This is a genomic window from Chloroflexota bacterium, assembly GCA_040902225.1.
Taxonomy (GTDB): domain Bacteria; phylum Chloroflexota; class Limnocylindria; order QHBO01; family QHBO01; genus CF-167.
The window spans coordinates 491,858-511,691 of sequence record JBBDXT010000004.1 but is presented as its reverse complement, the minus strand read 5'-3'; the positions used below and the strand labels follow the sequence as shown (position 1 = coordinate 511,691).

Sequence of the window (19,834 nt, the reverse complement as noted above, 5' to 3'; positions counted from 1 at the left end):
CGACTAGTCCGGCGGATCGGCTCCGGCGGTAGCCAGGCGCAGTGCCATGGCGGCGGCCTCGCGCGGATCGCGGGCGCGGTGCACGCGCGGGCCACCGATGCGGTGATCGGACTCGACTCGCCATGAGCTGAGGGTCACCACCTGGCGTCCCATGCGCAGGGCCATGCCGATCTCGGACAGGGTTCCGTGCCGCCCACCGACTGCCACCACCGAGTCGGCGGCAGTGACCACGACCAGATTGCGAACCACGCCCAGTCCGGTGGCGACTGGGATCGTCACGAATTCATTTGCCTCCGCCGCATCGGCGCCGGGCAGGATCCCGATCGTCGCGCCACCGGCGCTCTGGGCGCCGCGCGACGCCGCTCGCATGACCCCACCGAGGCCGCCGGTGATCACGACCGCCCCGCCACGGGCGAGCAGCTGTCCCACCTCCTCGGCCCACTCGAGGATGCGATGCGCCTCCGGACCGCGCGGATCCCCGTCGCCGATGACCGCGACGTGCGGCGCTCGCGGGCGTGGGGTGGGCTCACTCATGGCGTGGCCGCCCGTGACCCGGCCAGCGCGATGCCCAGGGGGGCGGCGGCCAGGATCTCGTAGCTGGCGGGGCCGGCGCCGAGGTGGCTGCGGTACAGGACCAGCTGCTCGACTGCCAGCTGTCCGGCCGGCATGGGCACCTTCCAGGTGGCCGCGGGGATCGCGACACCACGATCGCCGCGCGCCCGGGCCAGTGTCAGGTGGGCGCGGAACGGTGAGGCCGTCTCGCAGTCGACCGCGATCCGGACGGCGATGGCGAGCTCGGCCAGCCGGCGGGAACGATCGGCAAGCCCGTACCACAGGATCCGAACCTCACGCCGCGACGGAAATGCCCCCAGCCCTCCGGTGGGAATCGCGAACGGCGCATGGTTGGACGCGACGTCGTTGAGGGCCTCGATCAGCCGCGGCAGCTCGGACTCGGCGATTGGCCCCATGAAGGCAAGCGTCAGGTGCCACTCCTGCGGATCGATCCAGCGCAGATCGTCGGCCTCGACCGATGCGGCGGCCTGCAGCGCGCCGAGCGCGGCGCGCAGCTCGTTGTCGAGCGGCTCGCCGATCGGCACGCCCACGAAGCAGCGCCACCCTTCGTCGATCATCGGCCTGCGACCGTGGCGGGAAGCCTGGCGTCGACGATCGGGATCAGCTCGGTCAGCGTCCGGATGAGCGGTACGCCGTCCGGTACGTCTGCCGGCGTGAAGCGATCACGTCGGTCGATGAGGACCGGCTGGATGCCCACGCCCTGCGCACCGGCGACATCGGCGTCGAGGTGGTCGCCAACGTGGATCGCCTCCGCGGCCTGGACCTTGGCCTGGGCCAGTGCCCATTCGAAGATCTCGGGATGCGGCTTCTCGAAGCCCACGCGCGAGCTGGCGGCAATGAAATCGAACCGGCTGACGAGCTTGAGCGCGTGCAGGAGCTCGGGCAGCTGCCAGACCCAGTTGCTGACGGCTCCCACCACCAACCCTCGCTCGCGGAGAGCGGCAAGCGCCGGCGAGACGTCGGCGAAGATATGCCAGTTGGCGGTGAGCATGAACAGCTCCGACAGACGGCGGAAGAAGGATTCTGGCATCGGATCGATGCCGAGGTCGGCGAGCGCGGCGCTGTCGATCTGCATGGTGCGGGCAAAGGAGGTCTCCTCGGTGGGGTCGAAGCCCGCTTCAAAGCCATAGCCGCCGTGGTGATAGGCCCGGCGCAGAGCTGCATGGAGCGCCTCGACCTCGACCTTCACGCCATACTCCTCGAAGGCGATGGCGTATACGTGCTCCCAGGAAGGGTTCGGGCGCATCACGGTGTCGCCGATATCCAGGAAGACGGCCCGCAGCCTGGCCGTCGGTCGTGCGTCGCTCATTCCGGCCAAGCCTACCGCGTCAAGGCCGCACGTGGGTCAGCCCCCGGCGACGGCCCTGGAGCCGAGGATGAGCGAGATCTCCTTGCGATAGCGCAAGCCCGAAGAGTGGCGCGCCAGCCACTTCAGGTAACCCGGATCATGGCCGGCAAGGTCCTTCAGGCTCCATCCGGCATAGCGACCGGTGTCAAGCTTGGTCGAGGTGCCGTTCGTGCTGGCGGCATTGGTGCGCCGCGCCTGTGGAGGTGGCGCCATACGACCGTTCATCGGGGGGATAGAGGCCGGATCGAAGGGGACGCGAGCGGCACGCCGAGACTTGTCGACCTGCACCCGCAGCTCGGGTTCGCGGACCATGGCATAGGCCTGGTTCAGCTCCATCATGCGGCGGGCTGCGCGAGCCGATGAATCACGATCGGGGTGGTACTTCATGGCCAGCGCCCGGAAGGCAGCGTGCAGGACCTCCTGCTCGGCCGACGGAGAGACCTGCAGGATCTTGTACGGGTCGACCGACGACATCGGCTGGCCCGGTTCACTCATTGAAGAGTCGCTCCTCGATCAGCTTCTCAGCTGTCACCCGGCCGGTCGGATCGAAGCAGCTGAACTCGAACAGCTTCTCGTACTCAAGGTCGACGTTGTCCTGCCCGCCCCGGTTCTTCTCGACCGTGGCAACCACCCAGTCACGATAGCGCTGGGCCTGGTACGGGTTGAACTCGATGTTGACCTTGGCCACGATGTGGTACTTGTCGTTCAGGATCAGGATGATGTCGCTCTCGTAGTTGATGGCGCTGCTGCCGCGCAGGTGATGGTTGCGCAGGCGCTTTGCCTTCAGCCCCTCGCGGTCGGCTGCGACGATCGCCACTACCGGGATCTCGAGCGAGAGGGCGATGTCCTTCAGCCCGCCGACGATGCGGGTCACCTTCTCCGCCTCCTCCGACGGCTCGGGGATGACCGGCACCTTCTGGAGGTAGTCGACGAACAGGACGAGACGCTTGCCCTCAGGGCCACGGTGCTCGGCGACGAGCGAGCGCATGTTGTCGATGGTGGAACCGGTGGCTGTGCCGCGCATCAGGTACAGGTTGCTGCCATAGCGGGCAATCCGCTCGAGCGAGGGTCGCAGGCGCGGATTCGTGCCCAGCTTGGCGCGCTGACCCGCCTCAGCGGCGGCGGCGTAGCTCTGCATGACCTCTTTCTTGACGTCCTGGATCTTTACCGCACCCGTCTTCTTTGGCAGCTGGCCGAGCGCGGACTCCATGGAGATGAGCCGCTGGATGAGGTACTCCTCCTCGTGCTCGAAGCAGACGTAGAGCGCGGTCGCCTGGCCCGATGCGGCCATGTTGCGGGCCATCTGGAGCGCCATGGTGGTCTTGCCGGCGCCCTGGGCGCCGCCGATCAGCATCAGCTCGCCGGGGCGCAATCCTCCGCCGATCGTCTTGTCGAGCGGCACGAAGCCGGTGCCGATCGGCTGGAACTCGTCAACCTTGCCCGACGCGATCCGCTCATTCAGGTTGGTCAGCACGTCCAGGGCCGATCGCGGCGCGAGCGCGCCGGCCTCTCCCTGGAGGTGCCAATCGACAGTGGCCGGCGCGACGTCGGCGAGAGGATCGGCCTCGGGATCGCTGGTAGTCGGGTCTTCAATCATGGGTGCCGCGGCTCCTCACACACGAGCAGTGCAGCGCATGGTGCTCATGCGCAACGGGGGCGAGTATACGACCAGCCCTCCTGGCTCCGAAATGGCCCGAATGGGCTACCGGCGCCCCCTCTTAGGCCGCACCTACCCTCCCGCCATTAGCCGGACTTATGGTCGTGCACCGATGGAGCCCGTACCGTGAAGCGTGATAAGCGTGGCTTATCAGACGGCCCCGATGGAGCGCCATTGGTGCACGACCATAAGCCACGCTTATCCGGCGCGCGAGCGCTGGATGCAGCGACTAGGCCGGCTGTGGCGCTGGCTTCCTTCGGCGCTTGGGACCCGGCTCCGGGGTGGGAAGCTCCTCGCCCGCGTCGATCTCGCCAACCCGTTGCGGCGTGGGACCTGAGCCGCCTCGAGGCGGCAGGATGCCGGCGAAGAGCGACTCGAATTCTTCGCTCTCGATCGTCTCCTTCTCGATCAGCAGAGCCGCCAATCGGTCGAGCACCTCGCGCTGAGCGATGAGCGCTTCCTTGGCGCGCTGATAGGCACGATCGATGATCTCGCGAACCTCGGCGTCGATCTTGGCGGCGACCTCGTCGGAGTAGTTGCGCTGCTCGCTGATCTCGCGGCCAAGGAAGATCATCTCGTCCTTCTTGCCGAAGGTCAGCGGGCCGAGCTTGTCGCTCATGCCGTACTGGGTCACCATCGCGCGGGCCAGGCCGGTCGCCTTCTCGATGTCGTTGCTCGCCCCGGTGGTCGTGTCGCCGAAGACGATCTCCTCGGCCACGTGACCGCCCAGCATCCCGGCGAGCTTGTCCTCGAACTCGGACTTGGAGTGGAGGTATCGGTCCTCGGAAGGCAGGCTCATGGTGTAGCCCAGCGCCATGCCGCGGCTCACGATCGTCACCTTGCTGACCGGATCGCACTTCGGCAGCACGCGCTGCACGACCGCGTGCCCGCCCTCGTGGTAGGCGATGATCGTCTTCTCCTCGGGCGTGATCAGGCGGCTGCGCCGCTCAGGTCCGGCCACCACTCGATCGATCGCCTCGTTGAAGTCGCTCGGGGCGACCGACTTCTTGTTGTGGCGCGCAGCCAGGATGGCCGCCTCGTTGACCAGGTTGGCGAGGTCTGCCCCCGAGAAGCCGGGCGTGCGGCGCGCCAACTCGTCGAGGTCCACCGTCTTGTCGAGCGGCTTGCCCTTGATGTGGACATTGAGGATCTCGCGTCGGCCCCTGATGTCAGGCCGATCGAGCACGACCTGGCGGTCGAAGCGGCCCGGGCGCAGGAGCGCCGGGTCGAGGACATCGGGCCGGTTGGTGGCGGCCACCACGATCACGTTGGTGTTCGTGTCGAAGCCGTCCATCTCGACCAGGATCTGGTTGAGGGTCTGCTCGCGCTCGTCGTGGCTGCCGCCCAGCCCGGCGCCGCGCTGGCGCCCGACCGCATCGATCTCGTCCACGAACACGATGCACGGCGAGTTGCGCTTGGCCTGCTCGAAGAGGTCACGCACGCGCGATGCGCCGACACCCACGAACATCTCCACGAACTCCGATCCGGAGATGGAGAAGAACGGAACCCCGGCCTCGCCGGCGACGGCGCGGGCGAGGAGGGTCTTGCCAGTTCCGGGCGGGCCGACCAGCAGCACGCCGCGCGGAATCCGCGCGCCGAGCGAGTTGAACTTCTCGGGGTACTTGAGGAACTCGACCACCTCGGTCAGCTCCTGCTTGGCCTCGTCCACGCCGGCCACGTCGTTGAAGGTGACCACCGTCTTGTTGCCGAGGAACATGCGGGCCCGGCTCTTGCCGAAGCTCATCGCCTGGTTATTGGTGCCCTGGGCCTGCCGCATCATGAAGAAGATGAAGCCACCGATCAGCAGGACGGGCAGGAAGGCGGTGATCAGCAGGCCGAGCCACTGCCCGGCGGCGCTCTCCTCGACGGCCGAATAGGTGATGGCGCAGCTGCCGGGATCGGAGCTGCCGGCGGCCGCGCAGACCTCGGCTCGCACGTTGACGAACTCGGAGGGGACGACCACTGCCTTTGGCTCGGTCGATCCATCCACGGTGACCGCCAGGCGGGTGCCGTCCTGCACGACCGCGGTGACGTCGCCCTTGGCAGCGTCCTCCAGCATCTCGCTGTAGGTGTACGGCTTGCCGGTATTGCTTTCGACGACGTAGGTCCACAGCAGCGCCAGCCCAAAGACGGCCAGCACGACCAGGACAACGCTGTTACGGATGAGTCGGCTGCTCAACGTGGCTCTCTTCCAGTCTCAGGTGCGGGGATCGGCCATCGAGCGCTCTCGCTTCGACAGCCTGGCTGCGCCTGCGCGCAGGCCGGGCAAGTATAGGTGCGAGCCGGCAACGCCAACAAACGGCCCATCTGGGCCATGACCGATGGCTGCGCATCGCAGCTCATACCCTGCTACGCGGCTGGATACTGAGGCGTGTCACTCCAGGCGGATGCGCCGCTCCCGGACCGATGCCTGACGGCCGGCGCCGAGCTCGATGGCGATGCCGCCGCGCGGCCCCTCGGCGGCGTCGAGCAGCGCCTCGATGCGCTCCGCGGACGGTGCCGGATCACCGATCGCCAGGCGCAGCACGCGGCGGCCGAGGGCTCGAGCCGGGGGGTCCCGCCAGTCCAGCGACGCGTCGGCGGTGTCCCGTCGCCGCGCCAGCTCGGCGGCGGCGAGGGCATCGAGCAGGTCGTCGTCATCGGCGCTGAGGCGCCCGAAACGCATCAGCGCCTCGACCGCGGCGGGGTTCAGGCGCTCGAATGCCGGCAGCAGGTCCGCCCGCACCCGGTTGCGGGCATGCGCGAGATTCGCATTGGACGGGTCGATGAGATAGGCGATGCCCGCCGCGTCGAGCGCGTCCCGCAGGACCGTGCGGCGGGCATGCAGGAGCGGCCGGACGATCCGACCGCGCCGCGCGGGGATGCCCCGCAGGCCGCGGAGGCCGCTGCCGCGCGCCAGGCGCAGCAGGACGGTCTCGGCCGCGTCGTCGGCGGTGTGAGCTGTGGCGATCAACGCGTCCGCTCCCAGCCCTGCGGCAACCTCCTCGAGGAAGCGGTAGCGGGCCTGCCGGCCGGCATCCTCCAACGACCGGTGCTCTGCTGCTGCCAGCGCCCCCACATCGACCCGCCGCACCTCGGCCGGCAGGCCCATACCTGCAGCCGTTGCGGCCACCTCGGCCGCCTCATCGGCCGAGGTCGGTCGAAGCGCGTGATCGAGATGGGCGACCGTCAGCCGCCAGCCGCGGTCGGGTGCCATTTTCGCCGACGCGTGCAGCAGTGCGGTGGAGTCAGGACCGCCGGAAATGGCAAGCACGAGGGCAGCGCCATCGGGGATCGGCAGGCGGGCCGCGCCCTCGGCCAGCGCGTCAATGATCGGCCTGAGCGGATCGTTACCAGCCCCATTGGTAGAACGACGCACATCCGGCCTTGATCCACCACTCGAGGCCCGCAGACGTGCCGCGGCACCAGTGACATTGGTAGGACGTCGCGCGGGCGGAGTCATCGGCGCAGTTGTACCAGCCACATTGGTAAACGGCCACAGATTCCGTCGAAGGGTCAGGGATCTGGTAGCGGAGGGCGGATTCGAACCACCGACCAAGGGCTTATGAGTCCCCTGCTCTGCCACTGAGCTACTCCGCCACGCGATTCGTGCTCGGATCGACAAGGGGCCTATCGAATGAACACCCTCCGAGGATACCGACAGCCGATCACCGCGGCAACTCGGCTGGTGCGCTGTCAAATCGACTCGACCCCCGCGTCTCAAGAGTCTGCCAAGGGTGACCGCTGACTAGCGAACGCGCTGACCCGACCAGTGGTCCGATGGACCAAATTCACCCGCGCAAGTCGTCAGCGGGCACCCCCGAGCGAGCCGTCGCGACGAGTAAGATGATTCTGCTGCACGTGACCAACTGCGGTCGCCGAAAATGGACCAACGGGTGCAGCGTGGCAGAGCCGCTGGCCGCGGAAGCGACGCCCTTCCTTATCAGGCGTCAAAGGTGGAGACTGCTGGCGCAAAGCCGGTGGTCTTTTTGTTGACCATGATGACTGTAGGACCAACGACTCTCGCGCGCACGCTCAGCCGCGGTCTATCGCTCGCGGCATTCTGGCTTGGCGTCCTGCTCCTCGGCATCGGGGTTCCGAGTGGTGTGGATGCCGCCGCGGGTGAGGTGCGCGTGCTCAGCGTCGACGGCATCATCAATCCCATCTCCGCCCGCTACCTGGTGCGCGGCATCGAGGAGGCAGCCGACGAGGGTGACACCGCGGTGCTCATCGAGCTGGACACGCCAGGCGGCCTGCTCGACGCCACCCAGGAGATCACCGGCGCGCTGCTCAATGCGCGCCTCCCGGTGATCGTGTACGTCACACCGGCCGGCTCGCACGCGGCCTCGGCCGGCACGTTCATCACCATGGCGGCGCACGTGGCGGCCATGGCGCCGAGCACGCGGATCGGTGCGGCCACGCCGGTGAGCGGCGACGGCCAGGAGATGCCGGACGACCTGCGCACCAAGATCATCAACGACACGGCCGTCTACGCCCGCAGCATCGCCGAGGCGCGTGGCAGAAACGCCGACTGGGCAGAAGACGCTGTTCGCAATGGCGTCTCGGTCGGGGCGACGGAGGCCCTGGAGCTCGGCGTGGTGGACCTCGTCGCGGCGGATCGCGCGGAGCTGCTCACGGCTATCAATGGCATGACGGTGCGCCTGGTCGACCGTGACATCACGCTTGGCACCGCCGGCGCGGTCGTGGTCGAGGAACCGATGTCGCCCTTCGAGGAGTTCCTCATCGTCCTCTCTGATCCGAACATCGCGTTGATCCTGCTTAGCCTTGGGACGCTCGGCATCTATTTCGAGCTCAGCAACCCGGGCGCGTTCTTCCCGGGCATCTTCGGCGCCATCGCCCTCATCCTGGCGCTCTTCAGCCTGGGCACTCTGCCGATCAACTACGCCGGGCTCGCGCTGCTCCTGTTCGGCCTCGCGCTGCTGGGCGCCGAGATCTGGGTGGCGTCCGGAGGCGTGCTGGGCATCGGCGGCGGGATCGCGTTCGTGCTCGGCGCCCTGATCCTGGTCGATGACAGCCGTGCGCCATTCCTGGAGATCAGTCGCCCGCTGATCTTCGGCATCACCCTGGCCCTCGTCGCATTCGTCCTGTTTGCGCTCCGGGCCGTCATGCGCACCCGACGGAGACCCGCCTTCATCGGGGGCGGCGACATGATCGGGCGCGAGGGCAGCGTGCGGGGGACGTCATCGGTCTTCGTCGAGGGAGAGCTGTGGCGGGCGCGCCCCGCCGGCGCCGACACGACGTTGAATCCGGGGGACCATGTCCGAATCATCGGTCGAGAGGGACTCGACCTCATCGTGGAACAACTGCCGGAGGCAGCCAACCAGAAGGAGAGTTAGATGGAAGACCTCATTTTTCTGCTGCCGATCCTGGCCGTCGCGGCCGCCATCATCCTGAGCCTCATCGGCGCCGCGGTGAAGGTGGTGCAGGAGTACGAGCGCGGGGTGATCTTCCGGCTCGGCCGGCTGGTCGGCGCCAAGGGCCCTGGGCTGTTCTTCATCATCCCCTTCATCGACCGCATGGTGAAGATCGACCTGCGAGTCGTGACGCTCGACATCCCGAGCCAGGAGGCCATCACCCGTGACAACGTCACTGTCCGCGTCAACGCCGTCTGCTACTTCCGCGTCGTCGACCCGGAGGCGGCGGTGGTGCGGGTCGAAAAGTTCCTGATCGCCACGCTCCAGATCGCGCAGACCACGATGCGCTCGGTGCTCGGCCAGTCGGAGCTTGACGAGCTGCTCAGCAAGCGCGAGGAGATCAATACGCGCCTACAGCAGATCATCGACGAGCAGACGGCGCCGTGGGGCATCAAGGTCAGCATCGTCGAGGTCAAGGACGTCGAGCTGCCACAGGAGATGAAGCGCGCCATGGCGCGCCAGGCGGAGGCCGAACGCGACAAGCGGGCGAAGATCATCAACGCCGAGGGCGAATTCCTGGCCGCCGAGCAGCTCGCCAACGCGGCAAACATCATCAATGCCGCGCCCAGTGCTCTCCAGCTGCGCTACCTGCAGACGCTCACCGACATCAGCTCGGATCAGAGCCGGATCATCATCTTCCCCCTCCCGATGGACCTGATCAGCGCCTTCATGGGCGGCGGCGGGCGGCCCACGGTGCCTCCGGCCACACCGACCGCGGGCGAAGGATCCAAGGGGTCTGCCGCTTGACTACCGACGGCTGGGTTAAGCGCCAGCGCACGACGTACTGCAGCCGGTCGGCGAGGCAGCCCGCCGCCGGCAGGCAGGTCGTGACCGAATGGTGGCCTTGTAGTTCCATCTCAAAGGTCCTGCGGGTTGAGTCAGGCGTCTCCCATCAGACGGCGGAGATGGGCCTCGAAGAGCCATAGCCAGGCCCCGATGAGCCCGAGACAGATGAGCTCCATCAGCCTGTAGGGCAACAGATGGAGGGGGACGGTGGCGACGTAGACGCCGATGACGGTCAGCAGGATCATGGCCGAGGCTTGGTCGAAGCGCCGCCCGAGGCTCCCCAGGGCCAGCCGCCCGCCGAACATGGTGGCCATCAGCGCGGCCGGGAGGGCAATGCCGGCCACGTTGTGGACCGCGGTCGAGGCCTTCGTGTCGATTGGAAACAGACCAGCCACGGCGACCGCGATCCCCGCCACCAGGAACCCGAGCGGCAGGAGCCGCCCGGCACGCGGGCGCACCCGTCGCGCCGAACGCAGACGGGCGAATGTTCTGTCCAGCGACACGCCGAGAGCGAGCAGGATGATGCCCAGGCCGAGGAGGGTGAAGGTCAAGGTGCCGGCCGCGCCGTCGTCGACGCCGAGGCGGCTGAGCGGCGTCCCGGCCTGCCACTGCGTGTCGGTGGCGCGGCTGATCGCCAGGCCGCCGCCGATCAGCCCGACCATCGTCATGGCGATGAGCCAGCACCGCGGCGATCGGACCGCGGCCGGCAGGCCCGTGGCGCGCCACCCGCTGAAGAACATGCCGGGATTTTCAGTCCCGGATCCACCTCAGGCCGATAGGACGAAAGTCCGCAATAGAACGGGAAAGCGCGGCAAGCTCTGCATCGGTCTCAATGCTAAGGGCCGAAGAAAAGGTCGAGCCACTGCTCGAGAGGCGGCTTGGAAACCGGCTTCTCGCGCAGCTCCGGTGGAAGGGCCGTCTCCGCCCCGGGCGGGATGATCAGCACGTGCTCGCCGGGCAGGCCGAGGTTCAGCAGTCGTCGCGCCTCGCCTGACACGAATCCCTTGCTCTCCAGGTAGGCCAGCTGCTGGCGCAGGGCCTCGTTATGGGCCTCCATGGCCGTGATCTCGGCACGAATCGCATCGGCCTCCTGCCCGGTCGACCAGCTGGTATAGACCTGGCGCCCAACCTGGACCGCCAGGAAGGTGCCGATGATCAGCAACACGGCGATCCAGGCCAGTCCTCCGCGAGAAGCCGGGATGCGCACCCGCAACGGTCGCTCGGGGGGAGTTTGACGCGGGGCGGGCAGTTCGAGGCTGGTCATCCGGGAGGCAGTCTAGCCCGGTAGTTTTCCACCATGCAAGGCGTTGGCGGCATAGTTATCCACACCCGCCGCTCCCCGTCAGCGGCGTGCGGCCTCGCCGTCCTTGAGGATCTGGCTGGCCGCCAGGCGGCCTGGGGCGCCCATCACGCAGCCGCCGGGATGCGTGCCGGAGCCACACTGGTAGTAGCCGTCGATCGGGGTGCGGTACTGCGACCAGCCGGGCGCCGGGCGGAAGAAGAACATCTGCGGCGCCAGCAGCTCGCCGGCGAAGATGTTGCCCTCGCTGAGGCCGATCGTCCGCTCGATGTCGAGCGGCGTGACCACCTCGCGCTGCAGCACGAGATCGCCAAAGCCCGGGAAATACCGCTCGAGCGTGGCCTGCGCGGTGCCGCCCAGCCGCTCGCGCTCCGTGTCCCAGTCGCTCTCGCGCAGCTGATATGGGGTGTACTGCACGAAGCAGGACATGACGTGCTGGCCCGGCGGCGCCATGTCCGGGTCGATCGTCGACTGGATGGCGCCGTCGATGTACGGCTCGGGGCTGTACCAGCCGTACTTGGCCGCGTCGAAGGCTCGCTCGAGGTAGTCCATCGACGGCCCGATGTTCAGGAAGCCGCGGAACATGTCGCTCCGCTCCGCCAGCGCCGGGTAGCGCGGGAGGCCGGACAGGGCGAAGTTCACCTTCGACGAGACTCCCTGGAACTTCATGCGTCGAACCGTGTCGACCAGGTCGTCGGGCAGCTCGCGGGGGTCGACCAGCTCGAGGAAGGTGCGGCGCGGGTCGAGCGCGCTGACGACCACCCTGGCCTGCAGCTCGGTGCCGTCGGCGAGCGCCACGCCGGTGGCCTGCCCATCGCGGGTCAGCACCCGTTCGACCGGCGCGCCGAGGCGGATCTCCGCCCCAAAGGCGGTGGCGGCCTTCGCCAGGACCTGGGTGAAGCCGCCGTTGCCACCCTTGTGGAAGGCCCACGACCCGAACTCACCATCGTGCTCACCCAACGAGTGGTAGAGGAGGACCAGCCCGGAGCCCTGCGAGCGGGGTCCGACCTTGGTGCCGATGATGCTCGATGACGCCAGCCAGCCCTTCAGCAGATCGGACTCGAAGTAGTCGTCCAGGAAGTCGGCGGCGCTGCCGGTGAGCAGCCGGACGGCGTTGTGGAGCGTCCGCTTGTCGAGGCTGCGCAGCCGCGATCCGACCGTCGCGAGGGCCAGCAGCTCCTCCGGATCGTCGCTGAAGAGGTCGGGAGGGACCATGTCGACGAGCGGCTTGATGGCCTGGCAGACCCGATCTAGGTCGTGGCCGTACTGCTCGTAGGCATCGGCGTCGTGGGGGGAGATACGCGCGATCTCGCGCAGGTTCTGGTCGTGATCCTTGGTGAACCACAGGTACTCGCCCTCCGGCGTCGGCGCGAACTTTGACGACATGAGCAGCGGCATGAAGCCGTGCTTGGGGAGCTCGAGCTCGTGAATGATCTGCGGCCGCAGCAGCGAGAGCGCGTACGAGAAGGTGGTGAACCAGAAGCCGGGTCGCAGCTCCTCGGTGATCGCCGCCCCGCCGACGAGCTCGCGCTGCTCGAGGATGAGCGTCCGCAGCCCGCCACGGGCCAGGTAGGCACCGTTCACCAGCCCGTTGTGGCCGCCACCGATGACGATCGCGTCGTAGGGGTCGCTGCTCATGCCGTCTTGCGCTCCGGGTTGAAGAAGGGCAGCCGTACCACGTGCGCCGCGACCTTCTCGTAGTGATGGTCGACCGTGAACTCGAGCTGCACGCGCTGTCCAACCTTGGCCAGGTCGGGCCGCACCCGGCCCAGCGCAATGTGGCGCTGCAGTACCGGCGAGTACATGAAGCTGGTGGCATAGCCGACCCGCTGGCCGGCCTCGTCGTAGACCATCCAATCCTCGTGGACCGGCGCGTGCACCTTGGGCGGGATCAGCCCGGCCGCGCCGTAGACGCGATCGTAGTCCTCCCAGTCGACCACCAGCCCGCTCATCCGCCAACGGGACGTCTTGTCCGCGATCTCGCGCTCCAGGGCACGGCGCCCGATGAAGGCACGGTCGTCATCGGCCAGCCCCTTGAACATCCACGACCAGCCGAGCTCGATCGGGGTGGACCGATGGGCGTCGTTGAAGGCGTATCGGCTCGAGTCGAAGTCGACCGCCAGCAGCAGCAGCCCGGCCTCGATGCGCAGCATGTACAGCGCCGCCAGCCCGAACGGCAGCACGCCGAGTCCTTCGGCTGCGTCCCACAGCGCGTCCCAGGCGGTCAACGCGTCGGCGGCGTCAACCCATACCTCGTAGCCGAGGTCGCCGGTATAGCCGGTGCGTGAGACGGTCACCGGCACGCCGCCGATCTGCCCGGTGGTCAGGGCGAAGAAGGGCGTGGAGGCGACTGACGGCACGAGCTGGGCGAGGAGATCACGAGAGCGCGGCCCCTGCACCGCGATGGTGCCGATCTGGCTGCTGACGTCCTCGATCGCTACTGCCAGGCGTCCGACCCGGTCGGCGAAGTAGCCGAAGTTGGGCTCGGCGCTGGTCAGCAGGTACTCGTCGGGCGCCCGGTGCTGGATCACACCGTCCTCGATGACGAAGCCACGATCGTCGAGCCAGGTCGTGTACTGGGCGTGGCCCGGAGGGCAGGCGCGCATGTCGCGCGCCAGCATGCCGCCCAGGAAGCGCTCGGCGTCGCGTCCCGCGATCCGGTACTTGTACAGCGGCGAGGTGTCGAAGATGCCCGCCGCGCTTCGCACCGCGAAGTACTCGAACTTGTCCGATTCCTGGTAGCGGTTGGCGGCCAGGTGCCCCGCCCAGTGGCTCCACAGACCCGTCTCGTTGAGCGCGCTGGTGCGCGGATGGAAGGGCGTCGGGCGAATCATCAGGCGGAACCCTAGCACCGCCGACGCGACAGCCGAGCTGTCGCGCGCGCCGCGATGCTCAAGATGCACGCTCGAAAGAGAACGGGCGTGCTATTTTGGAGCGCAGCATGCTGACCGACGGCCCCACCACCCCGACGGATGCCATCGAGGCCCTCCTGGCCGATTCCGCTCTGCAGCCGCTCGTGGCGGCGCATCGGGTCCTGGAGCCGCGCCCGCCTCGCCACGCACCATGGCCGGACGGGCTCGACCCGCGGCTGGCAGACGCCCTTCGCTCGCGAGGGGTCGAGGCGCTCTACACCCACCAGGCGCAGGCGCTCGAGGCGATCCGCGCCGGTCGCAACGTGTGCGTGGTCACGCCGACCGCGTCCGGAAAGACGCTCTGCTACAACCTGCCGGTCCTGGACGCCGTCGCCCGCGACCCGACCGCCAGGGCGCTCTACCTCTTTCCCACCAAGGCGCTGGCGGCCGATCAGCTGGTCGAGCTGCGAGCGCTGGCCGACGCCGCCGAGCTGGACCTCAAGACGCACACCTACGACGGCGACACGCCCCCCAACGTGCGATCGGTGGTGCGAGCCGCCGGCCAGGTCGTGATCACGAACCCGGACATGCTCCACGCGGCGATCCTCCCCCACCACACCAAGTGGTTCAAGCTGTTCGAGAACCTGCAGTTCGTGGTCATCGACGAGCTGCACACCTATCGCGGCCTCTTCGGCAGCCACGTGGCCAACGTCATCCGCCGCCTGCGCCGCATCACCCGCCATTACGGGGCGGACCCGGTCTTCATCTGCGCAAGCGCCACGATCGCCAACCCGCGCGACCTGGCCGAGCGGATCCTGGAGGCCCCTGTCGAGCTCGTTGACGACAACGGCGCGCCCTCCGGTCGCAGGCACATCCTGGTGATCAATCCGCCGGTCGCCAACGAGAAGCTAGGCATCCGTGGCTCGGCGCTGCTCACGGGGCAGCGCGTGGCGGAGCGACTGATCAGCGGCGGCGTGCAGACGATCGCGTTCGCGAAGTCGCGCACCTCGGTGGAGGTGCTGACCACCTACCTGCGCGAGACCTTCGCTCCCCCGCCCGGCCATCCCCACACGATCCGGGGTTATCGCGGCGGTTACCTGCCCAACGAGCGCAAGGAGATCGAGCGCGGCCTGCGCGACGGCCGAGTCCGGGGCGTGGTCGCCACCAATGCGCTGGAGCTGGGGATCGACATCGGCGGCCTGGACGCCGCCATCAGCATCGGCTACCCGGGCACCATCGCCTCGACCTGGCAGCAGATGGGCCGCGCCGGCCGGCGGGTCAGCACCAGCCTCTCGGCGCTGATCTGCTCGTCAGCCCCGATCGACCAGTTCCTGGCGGCGCACCCCGAGTACCTCTTCGAGACCTCGCCGGAGCATGGCCTCGTCAACCCGGACAACCTCCACGTGCTCCTCAACCATCTGCGCGCCTCGAGCTTCGAGCTGCCGGTGCCCGCCGCCGAGCGGTTCGGCATTGACGAGACGCCGGCGCTGCTCGACGTCCTCGAGGAGGACGGCTACCTGCGCCGTGCCGAGGACGATCGGTATTACTGGAGCCACGAGAACTTCCCGGCCAGCTCCTTCTCCCTGCGCAGCGGTGCGCCTGAGAACGTCGTCATCGTCGACACATCGGGCGACCGCCACCGGGTGCTCGGTGAGGTGGACCTGTTCGCTGCCCCCCTGCTCGTCCACGAGAAGGCGATCTACATCCACGAGGGCGTGCAATTCCACGTGGATCGCCTCGACTGGGATGAGCGCAAGGCCTACGTCACGCGCACCGACGTCGACTACTACACCGATGCCGACCTCGGCATCACCCTCAAGGTGCTCGAGGTCTTCGACGAGGCCGATCAGCCGCCCGCCGGCAAGCGACAGCGCGGCGAGGTGATGGTCGCCTGGAAGGTGACCATGTTCAAGAAGATCAAGTACCACACCCACGAGAATGTCGGGTGGGGCTCGATCAGCATCCCCGAGCAGGAGATGCACACCACCGCCTGCTGGCTCGTTCCACCGGCTGAGCTCGTGAACCGATACGACCGGGATACCCTCGACGGGGCGCTCATCGGCCTGGCGCGCGTCACTCGCACGACCGCGTCGCTGCTCCTGATGTGCGACCCGCGCGATCTCGGTGTGCTGGCCCAGGTGCAGGCGCCCTTCACCGGCCGACCGACGGTATACGTGTACGACGCCACCCCCGGCGGGGTGGGCCTGACCGAGCGGCTCTACACGCTCATCGATCAGCTGCTGCGAGCATGCCGCGAGGCGGTCGACTCCTGTGCATGCACCGATGGCTGTCCCGCCTGCGTGGGCCCGGCCATAGAAGTCGGACCGCGCGGCAAGGCGACCGTCTCCGAGCTGCTGGCCGGACTCTCCTGACCGATGCGCACCCTCGCCGATCGACTGGCGGAGATAAGGGCAGAGCGGAGAGTCCCGGCCCCGCAGCGCCCGGCGCGCTCACCCGACGATCGCGCTGAGATTCTTGCCCGCTGGTTCGGGGCCCGTCTGCAGATCGCACCCGATGGCGCGGCGGTCGTGGTCGAGCGGCGCGTCGCCCTCCCGGCCGCGACCGTTGCGAACCTCGTCGACCTGCCGCCGGCCTGCTACTTCGACACCGAGACGACCGGCCTCTCGACCGGCGCCGGGACCGTGGTTTTCCTGGCCGGCCTCGGCCACCTGGAGGGCGGGCACCTGGTCGTGCGACAGCTGCTCCTCCCCGACTATCCCCATGAGGCCGCGCTGCTCCGGCTCGCCTGCAGCGAGCTGGCCGCGCTGCCGCGGGTCGTCACCTACAACGGGCGGGGCTTCGACCTGCCGCTCCTCATCACCCGGCTGACGGTTCATCGCCTCTTCCGCGAGATGTCGGCGCTGCCCGAGCTCCACGACGACCTGCTGCCCGTTGCCCGCCGGCTGTACCGCAGGCCGCTGGGCGGGGCTCGACTGGCCGACGTGGAGTCCGGCGTGCTGGGCGTGATCCGCACATCCGACTGCCCCGGCAGCGAGGTGCCTTCGCGGTACTTCGGCTACCTGCGCGGCGGCTCACCCGACCTGTTGACCGATGTCCTCGATCACAACCTGCAGGACATCGTCTCGCTCGCCCTGCTGGAGGGCGAGCTCGTGCGGATGCGCGCCGGCGGCTGGCGTGATGCTCCGGTGCTCGATCCCCATGGAATGGCGGTCGAGCTCCTGCGCCACGGCGCGAGCGAAGAGGCGCTCGAGGTGGTCGAGTCGGCGATGCTGCCGGGGGTTGACCAGGATCGGGCACATTCGCTGCGCCGGATGGCGACGCGATTGCTGATCAGCGCGGGGGAGGTTGACCGAGCGGAGGAGCTGTGGACCGCCGCCACGCGTCGTGCCTCGACGGATGCTGCCGCCGCCTGGCTCGAGGTGGCGCGCATCCGCGAGCGGCACCGCGGCGATCTGCACGGAGCGCTGGAGGCTGCCCTGACGAGCTCTCGGGTGCTCGATCTGGCATTTGCGCTCGGACGTGGTGGTGGGATGCTGGCGGTCGGTCGCGTGCGACTGCGGGTCGATGCGCGGCTGCGCAGGCTTCGGCGCTGGGTCGCGGCCGCCGACCGTCGGGCAGCGCGCGTAGCTCGCGTGGCATGACGGAGATTCCGAGAGCCTAGCGCCGCCGTTCCTCCAGGGCCTCGGAGACGACCTGCATCGCGCCCTCGGCACGCTGGCGCAGGAAGCCGGCGGTCGGGGGCCGCGGCCACCCACCGGCGAGCATGAAGGCGGCGAAGACGTCCCCGGCGCCCACGCTCGGGACGCCCCTGACGCGCCGCGGTACGGGAAGGTGCTCGCGTTCCATCCAGACGCCGTGAACCCCATCCGTCACGACCAGCTGGGGCCCTGCGCCGACGCAGCTGCGCAGCGCGGCCAGCTGGTCCGATGGTTCCGCAGCCTCTCCCAGGAGGTCCTCGCGGCTGGCAACCAGCAGATCGAACGTGCTCAATTGGGCAATGAGTCGCGGGGAGAGCGCCGACAGCGGAAGCGGCCGCACCTCGCCATCAGCGGCAATCGAGCGAAGGAAGCCCTGCAGGATTGCGCCGCGCGCGGGCGCGTCGTCCAGGCGCGCGAGGTCGTCTGGCGCAACCTCGTCAGCGATCGGCGCCACCAGGATGGCGGACGGGGTGTCGTGCGAATCGATGCCGGCGAACCGGATCGGACCACCACTCCGCTCAAGCCGGAGGCGCCTCCCCCCAGGAGAATCGCGATGGATGAACGTGGCGGTGGCGGCCGCCTCGCTGAAATCGAGCCGGGCCGTCACGCGGCGGAGCTCATCCAGCCCCGCCCGTGCCTCGGGCTCGGGTCCGGCGACGGTCATGACCGCCACCCGCAAGCCCCGTGGGACGGCCGCCCGGGCGATGTGCAGGACCGACCCGCCGGGAGCAGAGGAGCCATCGGCGAAGCGGTCGACGGTCAGGCCGCCGATCACGAGCAGGTCCGGCCGGGCGGCTATCATCGGGCCATCATGAAACTCTTCTTCTACGAGCTGCACGAGGGAGCCACCGACCTCCTCACCGATGCGGTGCTGGTCAGCGACACGGAGTACGCGCCGGAGGCCTTCGCGTCGCTCGTGCTGGCCGCCAGGGCGGCGGTGGTCGATACCTTCGAGGAGGACACCCTGGTCGAGGCGATTGCCCGCGAGCTCGAGCGCAGCCACGGGTTCACTTACGCCGCGGACGAGAAGCTCACGGCCAGCATGAGCGTGGGCATGGACGAGGCGGACACCTACCTGGTCGAGACCAGCGACGAGTTCCGCAGCGTCATCGCGGAGGTCGACCTCTCTTCGTAGACGTCCTTCCGCCTCAGCGGGCGACGTTGAAGAGCACCTCGATCACGTCGCCGTCGCGCACCGCATACGTCTTCCCCTCGGATCGCAGCAGCCCGCGCTTGCGGGCCTCCACCATGCTGCCGCACGCGATCAGGTCGTCGTAGGTGACCACCTCCGCGCGAATGAACCCGCGCGCCAGGTCGGAGTGAACCGCCGCTGCCGCATCGACCGCCGTCGCGCCGTGCCGCAGCGTCCAGGCTCGGCACTCGTCCTCGCCGGCCGTGAAGAAGGAGAAGAGTCCCAGCAGCGCATAGGTCAGGCGGATGACGCGACCGCGGCTCGGCTCGGCGATCCCCAGGTCATCCATGAAGAGCGCCGCATCGGCCTCGGAGAGCTGGGCGAGCTCGGCCTCGATCTTGCCGCCCAGCGCGGCCACGGCCGTCTGGGGCTGGGCGTAGCGCTCCCGGCCGGCGGTCTCGAGCTCGGATACGGCCGCGAGCTGGCCCTCGTCGATGTTCAGGACCACCAGTACCGGCTTCTGGGTCAGGAACCGATACCCGCGCAGGCGCAGCTCGTCGTCATCGGTCAGGGCGACCGCTCGCAGCGGGTGCCCGGCGGACAGCTCCGGCTCCAGGCGCGCAAGGAGAGCCTCTTCCTGGGCGTTCGCCTCGCGCTCCGCCGGCGCGCCGTGGCGCCCCGAGGTGCGCAGCTTCTCCAGGCGCTTCTCGATCACCATCAAGTCGGCGATCGCGAATTCCAGGTCGAGCGCCTCGACGTCACGCCATGGGTCCGGCGGGCCGTCGGCGCCACCGGCTTCGAAGGCGCGGGCCACGTGCAGGAGCGCATCGGCATTGCGGACCAGGGCCAGCACGTCCGGGTTGATCGTCCCTTCACGGGTCGCGCCGGCCGGGATGGCAACGTCGACGTAGGTGACATCGGCCGGTGTCGTCTTACGCGGGTGGAACAGGTCCGCAAGGCGTTCCAGGCGCTCGTCGGGCACCTTGACCACACCCAGGTTCGGCGCGGCACGTCCGCCGGAGAAGCCCCCGGTGTCGGCGTGCGCCCCGGTCAGGGCATTGAAGACGGTCGTCTTGCCGCTCCCCGGCAGCCCGACGATGGTGACCTGCACCG

At 68.7% G+C, this 19,834-nt stretch carries 18 protein-coding genes and 1 tRNA gene; 5 read left to right on the top strand and 14 right to left on the bottom strand.

The features are described 5' to 3' along the window. Positions 1-3: 3 nt before the first annotated feature. The 8 genes from WEB29_04815 to WEB29_04780 form a co-directional block, all read right to left on the bottom strand. Positions 4-534, bottom strand: coding sequence for a TIGR00725 family protein (locus tag WEB29_04815; GenBank protein MEX2136270.1), 531 nt, complete (start codon positions 532-534; stop codon positions 4-6). Beyond that, a complete protein-coding gene (thpR, locus tag WEB29_04810; GenBank protein ID MEX2136269.1) occupies positions 531-1,130 on the bottom strand; it encodes an RNA 2',3'-cyclic phosphodiesterase in 600 nt (199 codons plus the stop codon). The genes WEB29_04815 and thpR overlap by 4 nt, the downstream gene beginning before the upstream one ends. Continuing rightward, entirely contained in the window at positions 1,127-1,882 is a 756-nt protein-coding gene (locus tag WEB29_04805; GenBank protein ID MEX2136268.1) for an HAD-IA family hydrolase, read from the bottom strand. Before WEB29_04805 ends, thpR begins: the two co-directional genes overlap by 4 nt. 36 nt (positions 1,883-1,918) lie before the next feature. Beyond that, positions 1,919-2,416, bottom strand: coding sequence for a DnaJ domain-containing protein (locus WEB29_04800; GenBank protein MEX2136267.1), 498 nt, complete (start codon positions 2,414-2,416; stop codon positions 1,919-1,921). After that, entirely contained in the window at positions 2,409-3,518 is a 1,110-nt protein-coding gene (locus WEB29_04795) for a DnaB-like helicase C-terminal domain-containing protein (protein ID MEX2136266.1), read from the bottom strand. Before WEB29_04795 ends, WEB29_04800 begins: the two co-directional genes overlap by 8 nt. A gap of 289 nt (positions 3,519-3,807) precedes the next feature. Beyond that, positions 3,808-5,757, bottom strand: a complete 1,950-nt coding sequence (ftsH, locus tag WEB29_04790) for an ATP-dependent zinc metalloprotease FtsH (GenBank protein MEX2136265.1) — start codon at positions 5,755-5,757, stop codon at positions 3,808-3,810. A gap of 195 nt (positions 5,758-5,952) precedes the next feature. Continuing rightward, complete coding sequence (gene tilS / locus WEB29_04785) at positions 5,953-6,936, bottom strand: tRNA lysidine(34) synthetase TilS (GenBank protein MEX2136264.1); 984 nt, start codon at positions 6,934-6,936, stop codon at positions 5,953-5,955. Between the two features lie 146 nt (positions 6,937-7,082). Continuing rightward, positions 7,083-7,157, bottom strand: a tRNA-Met gene (locus WEB29_04780). 401 nt (positions 7,158-7,558) lie between these two features. Between WEB29_04780 and WEB29_04775 the strand changes: the two genes are divergently transcribed. Together WEB29_04775 and WEB29_04770 are read left to right on the top strand one after the other, a co-directional pair. After that, positions 7,559-8,914 carry a nodulation protein NfeD gene (locus WEB29_04775; protein ID MEX2136263.1) on the top strand — a complete coding sequence of 452 codons (1,356 nt, stop codon included), beginning with the start codon at positions 7,559-7,561 and terminating at the stop codon, positions 8,912-8,914. Next, positions 8,915-9,739 carry a slipin family protein gene (locus tag WEB29_04770; GenBank protein ID MEX2136262.1) on the top strand — a complete coding sequence of 275 codons (825 nt, stop codon included), beginning with the start codon at positions 8,915-8,917 and terminating at the stop codon, positions 9,737-9,739. It begins immediately after the preceding gene. A gap of 131 nt (positions 9,740-9,870) precedes the next feature. Here WEB29_04770 and WEB29_04765 read toward each other — a convergent pair whose 3' ends face one another. The 4 genes from WEB29_04765 to WEB29_04750 all read right to left on the bottom strand — a co-directional run bounded on the left by WEB29_04765 (position 9,871) and on the right by WEB29_04750 (position 13,912). Further along, positions 9,871-10,518, bottom strand: a complete 648-nt coding sequence (locus WEB29_04765; protein MEX2136261.1) for a DUF998 domain-containing protein — start codon at positions 10,516-10,518, stop codon at positions 9,871-9,873. 95 nt (positions 10,519-10,613) lie between these two features. Further along, positions 10,614-11,042 (bottom strand): septum formation initiator family protein, encoded by a 429-nt coding sequence (locus tag WEB29_04760; GenBank protein ID MEX2136260.1) that lies wholly within the window; start codon positions 11,040-11,042, stop codon positions 10,614-10,616. A 78-nt stretch (positions 11,043-11,120) separates the two neighbouring features. Then, positions 11,121-12,716: an NAD(P)/FAD-dependent oxidoreductase gene (locus WEB29_04755; GenBank protein ID MEX2136259.1), complete on the bottom strand. Its 1,596-nt coding sequence runs from the start codon at positions 12,714-12,716 to the stop codon at positions 11,121-11,123. Beyond that, on the bottom strand, positions 12,713-13,912 hold the full coding sequence (locus WEB29_04750) for an aminomethyltransferase family protein (GenBank protein MEX2136258.1): 1,200 nt from the start codon (positions 13,910-13,912) through the stop codon (positions 12,713-12,715). Before WEB29_04750 ends, WEB29_04755 begins: the two co-directional genes overlap by 4 nt. A 107-nt stretch (positions 13,913-14,019) precedes the next feature. On the opposite strand from WEB29_04750, the gene WEB29_04745 reads away from it, so the two are divergent. Together WEB29_04745 and WEB29_04740 are read left to right on the top strand one after the other, a co-directional pair. Beyond that, a complete protein-coding gene (locus WEB29_04745) occupies positions 14,020-16,302 on the top strand; it encodes a DEAD/DEAH box helicase (protein ID MEX2136257.1) in 2,283 nt (760 codons plus the stop codon). Between the two features lie 3 nt (positions 16,303-16,305). Then, on the top strand, positions 16,306-17,532 hold the full coding sequence (locus WEB29_04740) for a ribonuclease H-like domain-containing protein (GenBank protein MEX2136256.1): 1,227 nt from the start codon (positions 16,306-16,308) through the stop codon (positions 17,530-17,532). Positions 17,533-17,548: 16 nt separating this feature from the next. On the opposite strand, the gene WEB29_04735 is transcribed toward WEB29_04740, so the two are convergent. Next, positions 17,549-18,391, bottom strand: coding sequence for a hypothetical protein (locus tag WEB29_04735; GenBank protein MEX2136255.1), 843 nt, complete (start codon positions 18,389-18,391; stop codon positions 17,549-17,551). 9 nt (positions 18,392-18,400) lie between these two features. Here WEB29_04735 and WEB29_04730 point away from each other — a divergent pair, with 9 nt between their 5' ends. Continuing rightward, positions 18,401-18,724, top strand: coding sequence for a hypothetical protein (locus tag WEB29_04730; GenBank protein MEX2136254.1), 324 nt, complete (start codon positions 18,401-18,403; stop codon positions 18,722-18,724). A 13-nt stretch (positions 18,725-18,737) separates the two neighbouring features. On the opposite strand, the gene WEB29_04725 is transcribed toward WEB29_04730, so the two are convergent. Beyond that, complete coding sequence (locus WEB29_04725; GenBank protein MEX2136253.1) at positions 18,738-19,832, bottom strand: DUF933 domain-containing protein; 1,095 nt, start codon at positions 19,830-19,832, stop codon at positions 18,738-18,740. Positions 19,833-19,834 lie beyond the last annotated feature (2 nt).